Origin of the sequence: Halomicrobium urmianum (assembly GCF_020217425.1) — an archaeon.
Taxonomy (GTDB): Archaea; Halobacteriota; Halobacteria; order Halobacteriales; family Haloarculaceae; genus Halomicrobium; species Halomicrobium urmianum.
The window spans coordinates 1,920,083-1,933,312 of record NZ_CP084090.1; the positions used below are offsets into that span (position 1 = coordinate 1,920,083).

General features: G+C 67.7%; 15 protein-coding genes and 1 tRNA gene. 7 read left to right on the plus strand and 9 right to left on the minus strand.

What is annotated here, in order from left to right; translation table 11 throughout:
* Window positions 1-13 precede the first annotated feature (13 nt).
* Complete coding sequence (locus LCY71_RS09480; RefSeq protein ID WP_225332908.1) at window positions 14-439, plus strand: hypothetical protein; 426 nt, start codon at window positions 14-16, stop codon at window positions 437-439.
* Between the two features lie 4 nt (window positions 440-443).
* Here the strand turns inward: LCY71_RS09480 and LCY71_RS09485 are convergent, their stop codons facing one another.
* From LCY71_RS09485 to coxB, 3 genes are read right to left on the minus strand one after another with little or no spacing between them, the layout of a single operon-like run.
* Entirely contained in the window at window positions 444-713 is a 270-nt protein-coding gene (locus LCY71_RS09485; RefSeq protein ID WP_225332909.1) for a cytochrome C oxidase subunit IV family protein, read from the minus strand.
* Window positions 714-715: 2 nt separating this feature from the next.
* Window positions 716-3,331: a cbb3-type cytochrome c oxidase subunit I gene (locus tag LCY71_RS09490; RefSeq protein WP_225332910.1), complete on the minus strand. Its 2,616-nt coding sequence runs from the start codon at window positions 3,329-3,331 to the stop codon at window positions 716-718.
* Entirely contained in the window at window positions 3,328-4,047 is a 720-nt protein-coding gene (gene coxB, locus LCY71_RS09495; RefSeq protein WP_225332911.1) for a cytochrome c oxidase subunit II, read from the minus strand. Before coxB ends, LCY71_RS09490 begins: the two co-directional genes overlap by 4 nt.
* Before the next feature lie 118 nt (window positions 4,048-4,165).
* On the opposite strand from coxB, the gene LCY71_RS09500 reads away from it, so the two are divergent.
* Window positions 4,166-4,666 carry a DUF6789 family protein gene (locus tag LCY71_RS09500; protein WP_225332912.1) on the plus strand — a complete coding sequence of 167 codons (501 nt, stop codon included), beginning with the start codon at window positions 4,166-4,168 and terminating at the stop codon, window positions 4,664-4,666.
* Window positions 4,667-4,759: 93 nt separating this feature from the next.
* Window positions 4,760-5,464: a creatininase family protein gene (locus LCY71_RS09505; protein WP_225332913.1), complete on the plus strand. Its 705-nt coding sequence runs from the start codon at window positions 4,760-4,762 to the stop codon at window positions 5,462-5,464.
* Between the two features lie 24 nt (window positions 5,465-5,488).
* On the opposite strand, the gene LCY71_RS09510 is transcribed toward LCY71_RS09505, so the two are convergent.
* The 3 genes from LCY71_RS09510 to LCY71_RS09520 all read right to left on the minus strand — a co-directional run bounded on the left by LCY71_RS09510 (window position 5,489) and on the right by LCY71_RS09520 (window position 7,614).
* The gene (locus LCY71_RS09510; RefSeq protein WP_225332914.1) at window positions 5,489-6,004 is read right to left on the minus strand and encodes a DUF5790 family protein; all 516 of its coding nucleotides are present in this window, start codon (window positions 6,002-6,004) and stop codon (window positions 5,489-5,491) included.
* A gap of 126 nt (window positions 6,005-6,130) precedes the next feature.
* The gene (locus LCY71_RS09515; protein WP_225332915.1) at window positions 6,131-7,183 is read right to left on the minus strand and encodes a DUF7544 domain-containing protein; all 1,053 of its coding nucleotides are present in this window, start codon (window positions 7,181-7,183) and stop codon (window positions 6,131-6,133) included.
* A gap of 77 nt (window positions 7,184-7,260) precedes the next feature.
* Window positions 7,261-7,614 carry a dihydroneopterin aldolase family protein gene (locus LCY71_RS09520; RefSeq protein ID WP_225332916.1) on the minus strand — a complete coding sequence of 118 codons (354 nt, stop codon included), beginning with the start codon at window positions 7,612-7,614 and terminating at the stop codon, window positions 7,261-7,263.
* Window positions 7,615-7,698: 84 nt separating this feature from the next.
* Between LCY71_RS09520 and azf the strand changes: the two genes are divergently transcribed.
* The 3 genes from azf to LCY71_RS09535 all read left to right on the plus strand — a co-directional run bounded on the left by azf (window position 7,699) and on the right by LCY71_RS09535 (window position 9,610).
* Complete coding sequence (azf, locus tag LCY71_RS09525) at window positions 7,699-8,472, plus strand: NAD-dependent glucose-6-phosphate dehydrogenase Azf (protein ID WP_225332917.1); 774 nt, start codon at window positions 7,699-7,701, stop codon at window positions 8,470-8,472.
* A gap of 603 nt (window positions 8,473-9,075) precedes the next feature.
* Window positions 9,076-9,453 (plus strand): hypothetical protein, encoded by a 378-nt coding sequence (locus tag LCY71_RS09530; RefSeq protein ID WP_225332918.1) that lies wholly within the window; start codon window positions 9,076-9,078, stop codon window positions 9,451-9,453.
* Between the two features lie 4 nt (window positions 9,454-9,457).
* Entirely contained in the window at window positions 9,458-9,610 is a 153-nt protein-coding gene (locus tag LCY71_RS09535; RefSeq protein ID WP_225332919.1) for a hypothetical protein, read from the plus strand.
* A gap of 135 nt (window positions 9,611-9,745) precedes the next feature.
* On the opposite strand, the gene LCY71_RS09540 is transcribed toward LCY71_RS09535, so the two are convergent.
* The 3 genes from LCY71_RS09540 to LCY71_RS09550 form a co-directional block, all read right to left on the minus strand.
* Window positions 9,746-10,411 (minus strand): DUF309 domain-containing protein, encoded by a 666-nt coding sequence (locus tag LCY71_RS09540; protein WP_225332920.1) that lies wholly within the window; start codon window positions 10,409-10,411, stop codon window positions 9,746-9,748.
* A gap of 31 nt (window positions 10,412-10,442) precedes the next feature.
* The gene (locus tag LCY71_RS09545) at window positions 10,443-11,111 is read right to left on the minus strand and encodes an HD domain-containing protein (RefSeq protein WP_225332921.1); all 669 of its coding nucleotides are present in this window, start codon (window positions 11,109-11,111) and stop codon (window positions 10,443-10,445) included.
* A 257-nt stretch (window positions 11,112-11,368) separates the two neighbouring features.
* Window positions 11,369-11,441: transfer RNA gene (locus LCY71_RS09550), tRNA-Arg, on the minus strand.
* Window positions 11,442-11,719: 278 nt separating this feature from the next.
* Between LCY71_RS09550 and LCY71_RS09555 the strand changes: the two genes are divergently transcribed.
* Window positions 11,720-13,180, plus strand: a complete 1,461-nt coding sequence (locus LCY71_RS09555) for a single-stranded DNA binding protein (RefSeq protein ID WP_225332922.1) — start codon at window positions 11,720-11,722, stop codon at window positions 13,178-13,180.
* Window positions 13,181-13,230: the final 50 nt, after the last annotated feature.

The window sequence follows — 13,230 nt, forward strand, 5'->3', positions numbered from 1 at the left end:
TTAATACAGGAGTATGGCAGCGACGCAGCTGGCGAGCGCGCTCGTCATGGGCGCGCTCGTCGCGATCGTGGTGGCCGCAGTGGTCCGCGGTCGACGGTGGCGGCAGTACGCGCCGCGACCGGACGAGAACGTCGAGGCGCGACCGCTCCCCGGCGGGGCGGCCGAGGACCCCGTCGGGCTCTGGGTCGCGGCGTTCGTCGTGGCCGCGCTCGGAGCGATGGCCGGGGCCGTCGCGCTCGTCTCGACGCCGGACCTCGGGCTCACGTCCGGTCCCGTCCTGATCGGCGCGGCCGGAATCGTCTCGCTGTACCTCCTGAGCGGCGTGTACTTCCTCGCGCGGGAGCGGGGCCACCCGAACTCGCTGGCCGTCGCGGAGACGGCGACCGTCGTCGGCGCGCTCTTCCTCGCGGCCGTCGCCGCCCAGTTGATCGGGGCCTGACCCGTCACGTGATCGAGTAGGCCGCGGCGGCGGTCAGCGCGAGCGCGACGATCAGACCTCCGCCGGCCAGGTACGACACCGCCCGGGGCTCCCAGCGGAGGTGCTGGTAGTAGCCGGCCACCAGCAGCGCCTTGGCCGCCGAGAGGACGAGGATGACCCAGAAGGCCAGCCAGTAGCTGGACTCCAGCAGGCCAGCGTACTCCACTCCGGCCTGGACGGTGGCCAGGACGAACAGGACGCCGAAGATCGCCGTGTACAGTTTCGCGTGGCTCATGGTTACAGGATGTAGAACAGCGGGAACAGGAACAGCCAGACGATGTCGACCAGGTGCCAGTACAGCCCGAAGTACTCGATGGGCGTCTCGTCGCCGAGGTAGGCCCCGTTCCACGCCCGGACGAACATGTACCCGACCATCAGCAGGCCGATGGCGACGTGGGCGCCGTGGAGGCCGGTCGTCAGGTAGAACGTCGACGACGCGATGTTCGTCGTCAGGTCCCAGCCGTTGACGACGTTCTCCGCGCTGCAGCCCCGCAGGCCGCCGTGGCCGGCACACCACTCGACGTGGAACAGGTGGTTCCACTCGACGGCCTTGTTGATCAGGAAGCCGACGCCGAGCGCGAACGTGGCGCCCAGCGACGCGAGCACGCCGCGACGGGAGCCCTTCTCCGCCGCGACCATCGCCAGCACGACGGCGAAGCTGGAGGTCAGCAGCAGGTAGGTGTTGATCAGCCCCGGCATCGTGACGTGGGCGGCCGGGATCAGGTCGTGCCACGCCTGCCAGCCGTAGGCGACCCGGATGAAGGCGTACGAGCCGATGAACGCCCCGAACAGCACGATGTCCGAGGAGAGGAAGATCCACATGCCGAGCTTCGTCTTCTCGACCGTCTCGAAGGGCCACCGCTCGGCGATGGCCGCCTCCGGCGCGAAGAACGGCTCGCGGGCCATCCCCACGAGGCCGCCGAACGTGACCACGCCGCCGATCGCCGCCAGCGCGACGTAGGGAGCGGCCGTCGTTCTGACGCCGGACAGGCCGAGGAACGCGAGGAACCCGCCGACGGAGACGATCAGCGGCCAGTAGCTGGCGTGGCTGGGACCCCCGCCGTGCCCGTGGCCGGCCTCGGTGCCGGTCGCCATCGCGGCGGTCTCGGGGGTGGCGAGCCCTCCGTCACTTGCGGGCTCTCCGCCGCCGTCCGCGGCCGCGTGCCCCCCGCGCCCGGTCCGCTCGGCGACCTCGTCGTCGGTGAGGAACGACAGGCTGCCGCCGGCGTAACTGGGGATCCCGTCGAAGTTCTCCAGGGGCGGCGGCGAGGAGACGGCCCACTCCGCCGAGGTGGCGTACTCCCAGGGCCGGTCGCCGACCTCCTCGCCGCGCCAGTAGCTGACGAAGAGGTTATAGAACATGATCAGCATCGAACCGCCGAGCATGAACGCGCCGACCGTCGCCACGTTGTGCCAGGTCACGTAGGCGACGTCGACGGTTGCCAGGCCGGGGATCGAGACGGTCGTCGAGTGGCCGCCGTACTGGAACACGCGGCGGGGCGTCTCCCAGGCGAGGAACATCGGGAAGTACAGCAGGTTGAAGCCGACGAAGAAGACGGCGAAGTGGACCTTCCCCAGGAACTCGTTGTACATCCTCCCGGTGATCTTGGGGTACCAGTAGTAGAGGCCGCCGAACAGCGCGGTGGCCCCGGCGACCATCACGTAGTGGAAGTGCGCGACGACCCAGTAGGTGCCGCGGAACTGGTAGTCGAGCACGACCGCGCCGAGGAAGACGCCGGTGATCCCGCCGAGGATGAACAGGATCAGGCCGCCGAGGCAGAACAGGAACGGCGTCGCGTATCGGATCTTCCCCTTGATCATTGTGTAGATCAGCGCGAACACCATGAGGTCGAAGGGCAGCGAGATGCCGATGGTGGTCGCCATGAACACCGTCTTTATCTGGAGGTTGATCCCGGTGAGGAACATGTGGTGCATCCAGACGACGAAGCTCTGCAGCGCCACCAGCACCATCGCTAGGATGAACCACTTCCGGCCGACCAGCCGCCGCCCGGTGAACGTCTGGAACACCTCGGCCATCACGCCCAGCGCCGGGAAGAACACGATGTACACCTCGGGGTGGCCGAAGAACCAGAACAGGTGCGCCCACAGCAGCGAGGCGCCGGGGTTGGTCGACCCCGCCGTAATCTCGCCGTCGGCGACCTGGTAGACGAAGTAGTTAGTGCCGAGGACGTGGTCGGCGGCGAGGATCACCAGCGCCGCCAGCAGGGCGGCGAAGGCGAAGAGCATCATCCAGACGGTGAGGTTGATCGACAGCGAGAACAGCGGGAGGTCCCGCATACGGAGCCCCTCCGCGCGCATGCGGTACATCGTCGTCAGGAAGTTCACCGATCCGACGGTGATGCTCGTGACGAACATGACCAGCGCGAGGACGACCGTCGTCGCGCCCAGCGCCTCGCCCGGGATGTAGGCGGGCGTGTTCAGCGGGGCGTACATCGTCCACCCGCCGGAGAACGTCTGGCCCTGGAAGAAGGAGACCCCGAACAGGATGCCCGAGAAGAGGTACAGCCAGTACGACAGCGCGTTCAGTCGCGGGAAGGCCAGGTCGTCGGCGCCGATCTGCAGCGGGACGACGTAGTTGGCGAAACCGAAGGCGAACGGCGAGATGAACCAGAACACCATCAGCAGGCCGTGGGCCGAGACCGCCTGGTTGTAGCCGCTCTCCCCGAGGAAGTCCGCCGCGGGCGACAGCAGTTCGATCCGGAACAGCAGCGCCAGCATGCCGCCGAACACCAGGAAGAACAGCGCGGTGACGAGATAGAGGATCCCGATGTCCTTGTGGTTGGTCGTCTGGAGCCACCGGGTGACCTTCGACCTGGGCGGGAGGTCGCTCACGCCGCCTCACCTCCGTTCGCGCTCTCGTCGTACCACGCCCGGAACCGGTCCGCCTCGACCACGCGGATGTCGGCGTTCATGTACGAGTGGCCGGCACCGCACAGCTCGTAGCACTGGGCACGGTAGGTGCCCGTCTCGCGGGCGACGAACCACGTCCGGGTGTACTGCCCGGGGACGGCGTCGGTCTTCACCCGCAACTCGGGGGCCCCGAAGTTGTGGAACACGTCCGTCGAGGTGACGTTCAGCATCACCATCCGGTTCACCGGGACGGTGAGCGTGGAGTTCGTCTGGCCGTTCGGGTAGGTGAACCGCCAGCCGAACTGGAACCCCTCGACGTCGACCTCCAGGGCGTTCTCCCGGGCCTGCCGGTCGTCGGGTCCCTGCTCGATGTACAGCAGCGTCGTGTACGTCCAGCCGATCAGCGAGAGGACGATGATCGCGCTGATGCCGAAGGAGAGGAACAACTTCCGCCCGCCGCCGCCACCGGTCGGGAGTTCGCCGGGCTCGGGGCGGTCCACGTCGACTCCGTCGCCGTTCCCCGAACCGTCGCGGTACGCGTAGGCGTTGTACACCGTGTACGCGATCACCGCGACGCCGACGAGCGCCCCGAGCGCCAGGAACACCGTGAAGATCCGCTCGAACACGGCCTCCGGCGTCCGCACGTCGCCGGCGTGCAGCGGGATCGCCGTCACGTGATTCGTTACCACTGCACCCATCGTCTGTCATTATTGATAGTACTGTATATTATGCATTATGTATGATTGGATTACATTTGAGGTCCCTCGTCCGAACCTGTGCGGGAACCTTTTATTCATTGGCATGTTATGACGGAGCATGGTTGGATCATCGACACGATACGGCGACGCCGAGGACGAGGAGTTCGACAGCGTCCTCGGCATCGTCGGCGACGGCATCGTCGGCGCCGCTGGCGGGCTGGTCGGGACGGCGCTGATGACCGTCGTCCTCCTGATTGCGGAGTCGCTCGGCGCGTTCGACCGCGAGGCGTTCGCACTGCTGACCAGGCTGGTCGGCCTTGAGGGCGTCGTCCCTGAGGTGCTGTTCGGCTACGTCGTCTTCCTGGGCGGCGGGATGTTCCCCTGGCCGCTACTCTTCGCCTCGCTGGAGCAGTACCTCCCGGGAGAGTGGGAACCCGTCCGGGGCGCCTTCTTCGGGGCCGCCATCTGGACCGGCTTCGTGCTCGCCTTCCACACCGACCAGACCGGACTCTCGCTGGTCCTGTACGTGGTGCTGACGCTCGTGGCGCACCTCGTCTACGGTGCCGGCCTCGGACTCGTCTTCGACTACTTCTCTTCCCGACCGGACTCCATCGTCTAGACCGGTTCGCTTCCCTCTGTGCCTGCCGCCTCTCGCCGTCACCGCTCGCACCGCGAGCGGTACGCTTGTGGCCCCCCGCGCTGATGAACGCGTATGGAGCTACGCGAGGCGACCTGGACCGACGCGGAGGCCGCGGACTCCGACCTCGCGGTCCTACCGGTGGGCAGCACGGAACAGCACGGCCCGCACGCGCCGCTGGGGACGGACGTCGAGACGGCGCGGGCCGTCGCCGAGGCCGGCGTCGACGCCTACGGGGACGAGGCCGTCGTCGCGCCGGCGGTTCCCGTCGGCGTCGCCGAGGAACACCGCCGCTTCGCCGGGACGCTGTGGGTCAGCGAGGACACCTTCCGGGACTACGTCCGCGAGACGGTCGCCAGCCTCGCCCACCACGGCTGGGACCGCGTGGTCGTCGTCAACGGCCACGGCGGCAACGTCGGCCCGCTCCGGGAGGTCTGCGGCCGGATCACCCGCCACGACGACGCCTACGCCGTCCCCTTCACCTGGTTCGACGCGGTCGACGCCCCGGACATGGGCCACGGCGGCCCCGTCGAGACGAGCGCGCTACTGCACGTCAGCGCGGCCGTCCGCGAGGACCGACTGGACGAGGCCGCCGACGGCGCCGCCGAGGGCTGGGGCGAGTGGCAGTCGGGCGTCAACCTGGCCTACGACACGGCGGAGTTCAGCGAGAACGGCACCGTCGGTGACCCGCGCACCGCGAGCGCCGAGCGGGGCGCGGAACTGCTCGACGAGGCAGCCGCGGCGCTGGCCGACCTGCTCGAACGGATCGAGAACCGCTGAGAACCGCCGATCGCGCCCGCGTCGTCAGGCCTCGGCTTCCTCGGCGTCCGCGTCGGCCTCGGCGTCGGCACCCGCGTCCTCGTCTTCGTCGTCCGCCTCCCCGTCGTCGGCCTCCGCCTCTTCGTCGGCCTCGCTCTCGTCGTCGACCTCGTCCTCCAGGTCTTCCAGCGTGCCGCGGAGCTGGGGCACCGTACTCGTCAGCTCGCCGACCTGCTCGCGGGCGTCCTCGACGTCCCCGATCAGGTCCTCGACGTCCGCGATGGCCTCGGCGAGGTCGGCGGCGTCCTCGAAGGCGTCGGCGCGCTCGCCCATCGTGTACCACTTCTTGGCGTCGCGCAGGCTGTCCTCGGCGTCGCCGACGTCCAGCGCCGACCGGAGCGCGTTGAGCACGCCGAGCGTGTTGTCGGCGTCGACCTCCCAGACCTCGTCGGCCTCGGGCAGGGCGGCACGCGCCTCGTCGAGCGAGGCCTCCACGTCCTCGCGCATCTCCGAGGCCGCGTCCTCGAACAGTTCGTCGTCGTCAAGGGTGGACTGGCTCATGTCAGGCGATTCGAGCGGTAGACGGTTAAAAGCACGCCAGAAACTGAAAGTATAACCGCAGGACGGCAGCGGGGCGAAATCGAGGGAATCGAAACCGGTTCCGCGGACGGACGACGCCGACGGTTGTCAGACGGCCGGCCGGTCGGACGGGTCCTCGTCGCTGCGGACGCCGGCTCTGATCTCCGGGATCGGGTCCAGGTCCGCGTCGGCGTCACCGAGCACCAGCAACGCGTAGTAGCGCAGGAACGACTGGAGCGGGACCTGGATCAGCAGGCTGACGACGATCGCGGTCAGCACGCCCAGCGCCGCGACGACGCCGATGCCCGCCCACATGGCGGTGCCGCTCGCGGCGGTCCAGATCCCGAAGCCGACGAGACCGAACGGGATCGCGATCACGAGGGTCGCGAGGAGCGAGACCAGTCCGCCGAGAATGCCGACGCCGATCATCAGAACGACGCTGAAAAAGAGGTACGCCAGGAACTCCTTCCACTCGCGCTTGATCGCGCTCCAGAGCCGACCCCACGCCGAGAGGATGCCCCTGTCCTCCGTGAGCATGATCGGCACGACGAAGACGTTCGTGAACCCGTCGATCGTCCCGACGACCATCGCGAACAGGAACAGGAACGGGATCGCGAGCGCGACCAGACCGAGCCCCACGGGGACGCCGCCGCCCTCGCCGAGCCCGAAGAGGAGCGCACCGACGAGCACCACTCCACCGAGTATCGCCACCGAGACGATTCCCAGGACGATCCGGAACGCCAGCAGCCGGAGTCCGTTCCCGACGTTTCGCCCGAAGTACCGGCGGACGTGAACTTGCTCGCGGAGCAGCGACTCGACGAAGACGAACTGCATCACCTGTCCGATGACGAAGAGGAGCAACGCCAGGACGACCACTGCGGCGACGACCGCCAGTATCAGTTCCCCGGTCAGCCACTCGGGTCCCGCGCCCGGGGCCGGCTGTCCCGCCCCGGCGTCGGGCGGTTGCGATTCGAAGTCTCCGTCCTCGAACCCGCCGGGGGACTGTGCGAGCGACTGTACGTTGCCGAGTCCGCCGCCACCGCCGCCGACGAAGAACATGACGAACGCCAGCTTCAGCCACGTGCCCCAGCTGAAGGGCAGCAGGAACCGCTTCGTGGCGTCGATGGCGTCGTCCACCGAGTCCACTGCTGAGAGGGCCATGTGGGGTGCACCGAGACCACCGAAGTAACGCTTACGGTAACCCTGAAACTAACCGGTCTCCGGCCCGTGCGAGCGACTCAGTCCGCCGCGCGCACGTCCTCGACTGCCATCAGCGGGTATTCCCCGTCCATCCGCATGCTCGTCTCGACGGTCACGCCCTCGTAGTCGATGCGCATCTCCACCTCGGCGAAGCGGCCGGTGAACTCCACGTAGTCGGCGTCCGCCGCGTCGATCGCCTCCCGCAGCGCCTCCTCGCGGATCTCGACCGTCACTGCCTCGCAGTGTGGCTGGTTCTCGATGGCCTCGGCCATCGCCGTCGCGAGCGAATCGGCGCTGTCGAGGCCGATCGGCGTCCCGGCGAACTGGTGGTACAGCGAGCCGAACTTGATCCCCGCCTCGAAGCAGGCGACCTCGGAGTCGGTGGGGTCCATGGGAGCGGGTGGCCCGCGCGAGTGGAAAGCGTATCGGAGCCGAACCGAAGGGTTCGTATCGGGGCTTTCCCACTCTAGATCTGAATGGACGAGCCAGTTCTCCTCACGGGCGCCGGTGGAGCGGTCGGGGAGGCGATTCTGGGTGGGCTCGGGGACGAGTACGAGTGGAAGCTCATGTTCCACAGCCCGCCCCTCGAGGAGCCCGACCACGAGTATCTGGTCGGGGACGTGGCCAACGACGAGGACGTCGCCGCGGCGGTCGAAGGTGTCGGTGCCGTCGTCCACCTCGCGGGCGACCCGCGGAAGACGGCGCCATGGAACTCCGTGCTGACCAACAACATCGACGGCACCCAGAAGATGTACGAGGCCGCCATCGAGGAGGACGTCGACCGGTTCGTCTACGCCTCTTCGAACCACGCTGTCGGCGCCTACGAGACCGACGAGCGGACCCCCGAGATGTACCGTCCCGACGGCGACCTCATGCTGGACGGGTCCGAGCCGTTCCGCCCCGGCAACCTCTACGGCGTCTCCAAGGCCACCGGCGAAATCCTCGGCCGCTACTACCACGACGAGTACGGCCTCACGGTCTGTAACGTCCGCATCGGCAACCTCACCGAGGGCCACCCGCCCATCGACTACGAGCGCGGCCAGGCCATGTGGCTCTCCTACCGCGACTGCGCCCACCTCCACCAGCGCGCCCTGGAGGCCGACTACGAGTTCGAGACCGTCTACGGCATCTCCGACAACGACCGCAAGTACTACTCGCTGGAGCGCGCGAAGGAGGCGCTCGGCTACGAGCCCCGTGACAACTCCGCCGAGTGGGACGGCGACGAGTGCGTGGTCGACTCCGACGCCTAGGACTCGCTCTTCGTGGCTTCGTCGTCAGCAGGCGAGTGCGCACTATATCTGGCGATTTGAAGTATCGGAGAGTGTACCGAAGACCATCTGAGACGACTGCAACCGCTTTCTCCGGCCAGAAAGCCCTCGGCCCACTCACGGTCGCTGGGCGACATATCCTCGCTGCGCTCGGATAGGGGGTCGCCCAGCGACTCCCCTCCGGCGCGAGCACGCCTCGCCCTTTCATCCACCAGGACGCCTCATTCCTCGCGCCACGGAGCGCGAGCGGATGAAACCACCACTCCTCCCCGGATTCGCGGCGTCCGCCGCGAATCACGCGTCCTCCCGCACCGCGGCCGGGAGCGCGCTCCGTCGCGCGACCCGGGGGAGGGCAGGCATGCGATTCGGGCGGGACTGAAAGGGGCGAGTCGGTGGGCGACGGCACGCGAAGCTAGCACTGAAGTGAGCGTAGCGAACGAAGCGCGCAGCGAGCGCACCGAGCCCACCGACTCGGGGCTTTCTGGGTGTTCCCATTCGGTTCGATGAGGTACAACAAGCAAGACGTTTCAATCAAATATAGATATAAGAAAATATAAACAAATCCAAATAATTACTGTATCTAATATGATCGGTGGCGTGTCACAACTGTTCAACGAAGTTCTTGACCTGGTTGAGTACTGGATACCACGAGAAGCGTACGGTCACGAACGTAAGTTCCAGAGCGAATTACAGGACTTCCTTGATGAGCAGTTAAATGAAACGGGTGGAAACGACCCCTTCGCAGCCAATCTTGGTGGGGGTAGCGAACACGTCGTTGCGACCGAACGTGGAAAGAGCTACGCGGATGTCGCAGTCGACGATACAGTTGGGGTTGAGCTCAAAACGAGACCTCACGAACAGCTAGACGAAAAAGCTGCGCGGTCAGATAGAGGACTATCTCGACAATTACCCGTTCGTGATCGTCTGTGCCTGCGGGATCGACGGCACGGACGGCTGGCGTGAACTCATGAACAAGTACCAAGGCCAGCAGGGGATGGGCGTCGGACTTGATGACGGTGGGGAGGTAGCCTTCGTCCACAAGCGCAAGGAAAACTACGGGAAGGACCCGGCGGAGATTAACCGCAACGACGGGGGTCTCTTCAGAGGGGGACTGTTCTGATGTCTGGAAGTAACTCGGCGGACGGTCTTCCAGACTGGATAGTCCTCTCACTGATAGTGCTGTTCCTCGCTGGTGCCGCAGTTGTTCTGTCCTTCTGATCAGGAGCCAGATGAGTAATCCCTAAACAGTTCTCGCTCACTCGAACAGCCCTTCGACGTCCGACTCCCGCGATTCCCGCCGCCGGACGTGCTGTCCGAGCCGCTCGGCGACGAGCGGCCGCCGTTCCGCGTCGCGGACGAACGCGAACAGGAGGCTCACGAACGTGTCGTCTCCGGCCGCGCCGCGCTGGACGGCCCCGCCGACGTCGTCGGCCATCGTGTCGACGCCGCGCTTCGCCAGGTCCTCGCGCGCGTACCTGACCGCCTGCTCGATCGTGTCCTCGTCGTAGCCGTCGGCCTCGGCCAGCGCCTCGGCCGCGACGGCCGTCGACTGGAACCCGAGGTCGTCGTAGCCCAGCGCGACCCCCTCGAAGGTGAGCTCGGGCGGCTCGCTCCGCTCGGCGTGTTCGGGGTCCGCGGCGACCTCGGCGAGGAAGGGCCGGACGTCGTCCAGGTTCACGCCGCGGTAGTCGGCGGGCAGGTCCGCCAGGTACTCTCCGGCGCTCCCGGCCAGCCCCTGCGCGCCCGGCCTGTTGCCCTCGTCGGCGTGGTAGACCACGGCGGACAGCTGGATCAGGCCGTGGAGCAGCCGCTCGTCCTCGCCCTCCGTCAGGTCCAGCCAGCGCTCTTCCCAGGCGTCGTGGGCGGCGTGTCGTCGCCCCTCGTTGTAGACGGCGACGCCTGCTCGGAGGTGGGGACGCATGGCTACGCGTATGGGTTCCGGCCGGAAAAGCTCAGGCTTGCCCCTGCCACTCCGCCGCAAACCGCTCCAGAAACGACTCCAGGAAGGCCGTCCGCTCGGCGGCCAGTTCCTCCCCGCGCCCGGTATGCATGTCCTCGCCGAGGCGCAGCAGCTTCTCGTGGAAGTGACCCACCGTCGTCCCGCCTTCCGGACGATTCCCGGGGCGACCGATCGGATTTCCGCGCGCCCCGCCGTAGGCGAAGGTCCGCGCTAGCCCCACCGCACCGATGGCGTCCAGATTGTCGACATCCCGCAGCACCTCGGTCTCGACCGTCTCCGGGTCGTCGCAGTCCGGTCCGTAGTCGAAGCCGTAGCCGTCGTGGACCGCCACGCAGTGGCAGATCGCGGGGACCTGCTCGTCCGGTACGCCGGCCGCGTCGAGCAGTTCGCGCACCTGCGGCAGGCTCTCCTCCGGATGGGTGTACCCCTCGCCCATCGAGCGATGCAGGTCGTGGACCAGCGCCGCCGCGCCGCCGATCTCGGGATCAGCCCCCTCGGCGTCCGCCAGCCGCAGCCCCAGCGCGAACACCCGCCAGGCGTGGTCGAGCGCGTGCCCGCCGGAATCGCCGGCGACCTCCTCGTGCATCAGCTCCGCGAGTCGCTCGAAGCGCTCCGTGTCTTCGGGGAGCCGTTCGGGCGGTACGTCGACGGGGGCGTCCATGTCAGCGGGGGTGTCGCTACTGCGGAGTCAAGACTTCGGTAGAAACGAACGAATCCTCCAAGCACCGAAAACACCGGCCGCTACCCGGTCAACGCACCGAAAAGGACGTCCGGACGGCGATTTGAACTTGCCGAGACGGTCCTGCTCGTTCGCTTCGCTCACTGCGCGGGCGTGCGACTCGTCTGCTCAAATCTCCTCTTGGAGTTACCTGCAGCGCAGACGGTTCGCTACGCTCACCGATTTGCGCTGCAGGAAAACGTCCGGACGGAGATTTGAACTCCGGTCCCTGGCTCCGCAAGCCAAGAGGATAGTCCACTACCCTATCCGGACTCATCTATCCGTAACGGGGATTGTTGTAAAGGGGTTTCGATTCGACCACCGCAGTGCGACGCCGTGACGCGGTGGGGGAAGGCACGGATTCGTTTCGGACGGGCGACACCTCGTGTCGAACACCGGGATGGTCCGACAGTTTATCCGCGGGGACGAGCGAGTGGACCACGAGCATGTCCGGAGCGAGTCGCGGCCGACTGAAAAGAGCGGGACGGCAGGCCCGCAGTGACACAACGACAACGCTTAAACGCGGCGCAGCATTGCCTAGTGTACGATAAATGGGCGCTATAGAGGACATCTACGCGGATCTCGACACCGACGTCTCGGAGGAGGAGTTCCGCGAGGCCGTCGAGGAGAAGGTCGAGCAGATGGGTGGCCTCGCCGACACCGAGACGGCGGCGATGCTGATCGCCCACGAGCTCTCGGAGAACGAGGTCAACGCGATCGCGGACATCGAGCCGGGGATGCAGGAGGTGAAGTTCCTCGCGAAGGTCGTGGGCGTCGGCGACCTGCGCACGTTCGAGCGCGACGGTGACGGCGAGGAGGAACCCGACGAGGGCCGGGTGATCAACGTCGAGGCCGCAGACGAGACGGGCACGGTTCGGCTGGCGTTCTGGGACGGGCAGGCCCAGGCCATCGCCGACGGCGAGATGGAGGTCGGTCAGGTGCTTCGCATCAAGGGCCGGCCGAAGGAGGGCTACAACGGGCTGGAGGTCTCCGTCGACAAGGCGGAACCGGACGAGGACGCGACGATCGACGTCGAGCCGGGCGAGGGGTCGACCATCGACGCGCTGACGATGGGCCAGTCGGACGTGAACGTCCGCGGGCTGGTGCTGGACACGGACTCCGTGCGGACCTTCGACCGCGACGACGGCAGCGAGGGCCGCGTGGCGAACCTGACCATCGGCGACGAGACGGGCCGCGTCCGGGTGACGCTGTGGGACGAGCGGGCCAACCGCGCCGAGGAGATCGAGTCGGGAACCGCGGTCGAAGTCGTGGACGGCTACGTCCGCGAGCGCGAGGGCAGTCTGGAGTTACACGTCGGCGACCGCGGCGCCGTCGACGAGGTCGACGAGGAGGTCGCCTTCGAGCCCGACGCCGACCCCATCGAGGCCGTCGAGATCGGCGACACGGCCGACATCGCGGGCGTCGTCCGCTCCGCCGACCCCAAGCGCACCTTCGACCGCGACGACGGCAGCGAGGGGCAGGTCCGCAACCTCCGCATCCAGGACGAGACGGGCGACATCCGCGTCGCGCTGTGGGGCGACAAGGCCGACACGGACCTCGCGCCGGGGGACGAACTGCTGGCCGCCGACGTCGAGATCGACGACGGCTGGCAGGACGACAAGGAGGCCTCGGCCAACTGGCAGTCCACGGTGGTCGTGCTGGACGACGCGGCCACGGGCGGCGCGGGGGCGGCGTCGGGCGGCACCGGCGACGCGACCGCGAGCGCCGACGGCGGCGACGCGGGGCTGGACGCCTTCACCGACGAGGGCGGCGACGGCGGAGCCGGTGCGTCCGGCGGTTCCAGCGAGGACGCGGACGCCAGCGACGGATCCGACGACGGCGAGCCCGTGGAGTTCACGGGTACGGTCGTCCAGACCGGCAACCCCGTGGTGCTCGACGACGGCGAGCAGACGATGACCGTCGAGACCGACGCGACGGTCCAGCTCGGCCAGGAAGTGACCGCGCGCGGGACGCTCGACGGCGACCGGCTGGACGCCGACGACGTGTTCTGAGAGCCGCCGGTCGCGACAGCCGTCTGACCGCACGCCGTGGCCGACCATCT

Coding starts and splice junctions, on each gene's coding strand:
- coxB (WP_225332911.1), bottom strand. CDS start 4,047: ATGGGTGCAGTGGTAACGAATCACGTGACGGCGATCCCGCTGCACGCC.
- LCY71_RS09485 (WP_225332909.1), bottom strand. CDS start 713: ATGAGCCACGCGAAACTGTACACGGCGATCTTCGGCGTCCTGTTCGTC.
- LCY71_RS09515 (WP_225332915.1), bottom strand. CDS start 7,183: ATGGCCCTCTCAGCAGTGGACTCGGTGGACGACGCCATCGACGCCACG.
- LCY71_RS09535 (WP_225332919.1), top strand. CDS start 9,458: ATGAACAAGTACCAAGGCCAGCAGGGGATGGGCGTCGGACTTGATGAC.
- LCY71_RS09540 (WP_225332920.1), bottom strand. CDS start 10,411: ATGCGTCCCCACCTCCGAGCAGGCGTCGCCGTCTACAACGAGGGGCGA.
- LCY71_RS09480 (WP_225332908.1), top strand. CDS start 14: ATGGCAGCGACGCAGCTGGCGAGCGCGCTCGTCATGGGCGCGCTCGTC.
- LCY71_RS09545 (WP_225332921.1), bottom strand. CDS start 11,111: ATGGACGCCCCCGTCGACGTACCGCCCGAACGGCTCCCCGAAGACACG.
- LCY71_RS09555 (WP_225332922.1), top strand. CDS start 11,720: ATGGGCGCTATAGAGGACATCTACGCGGATCTCGACACCGACGTCTCG.
- azf (WP_225332917.1), top strand. CDS start 7,699: ATGGACGAGCCAGTTCTCCTCACGGGCGCCGGTGGAGCGGTCGGGGAG.
- LCY71_RS09500 (WP_225332912.1), top strand. CDS start 4,166: ATGGTTGGATCATCGACACGATACGGCGACGCCGAGGACGAGGAGTTC.
- LCY71_RS09530 (WP_225332918.1), top strand. CDS start 9,076: ATGATCGGTGGCGTGTCACAACTGTTCAACGAAGTTCTTGACCTGGTT.
- LCY71_RS09510 (WP_225332914.1), bottom strand. CDS start 6,004: ATGAGCCAGTCCACCCTTGACGACGACGAACTGTTCGAGGACGCGGCC.
- LCY71_RS09520 (WP_225332916.1), bottom strand. CDS start 7,614: ATGGACCCCACCGACTCCGAGGTCGCCTGCTTCGAGGCGGGGATCAAG.
- LCY71_RS09505 (WP_225332913.1), top strand. CDS start 4,760: ATGGAGCTACGCGAGGCGACCTGGACCGACGCGGAGGCCGCGGACTCC.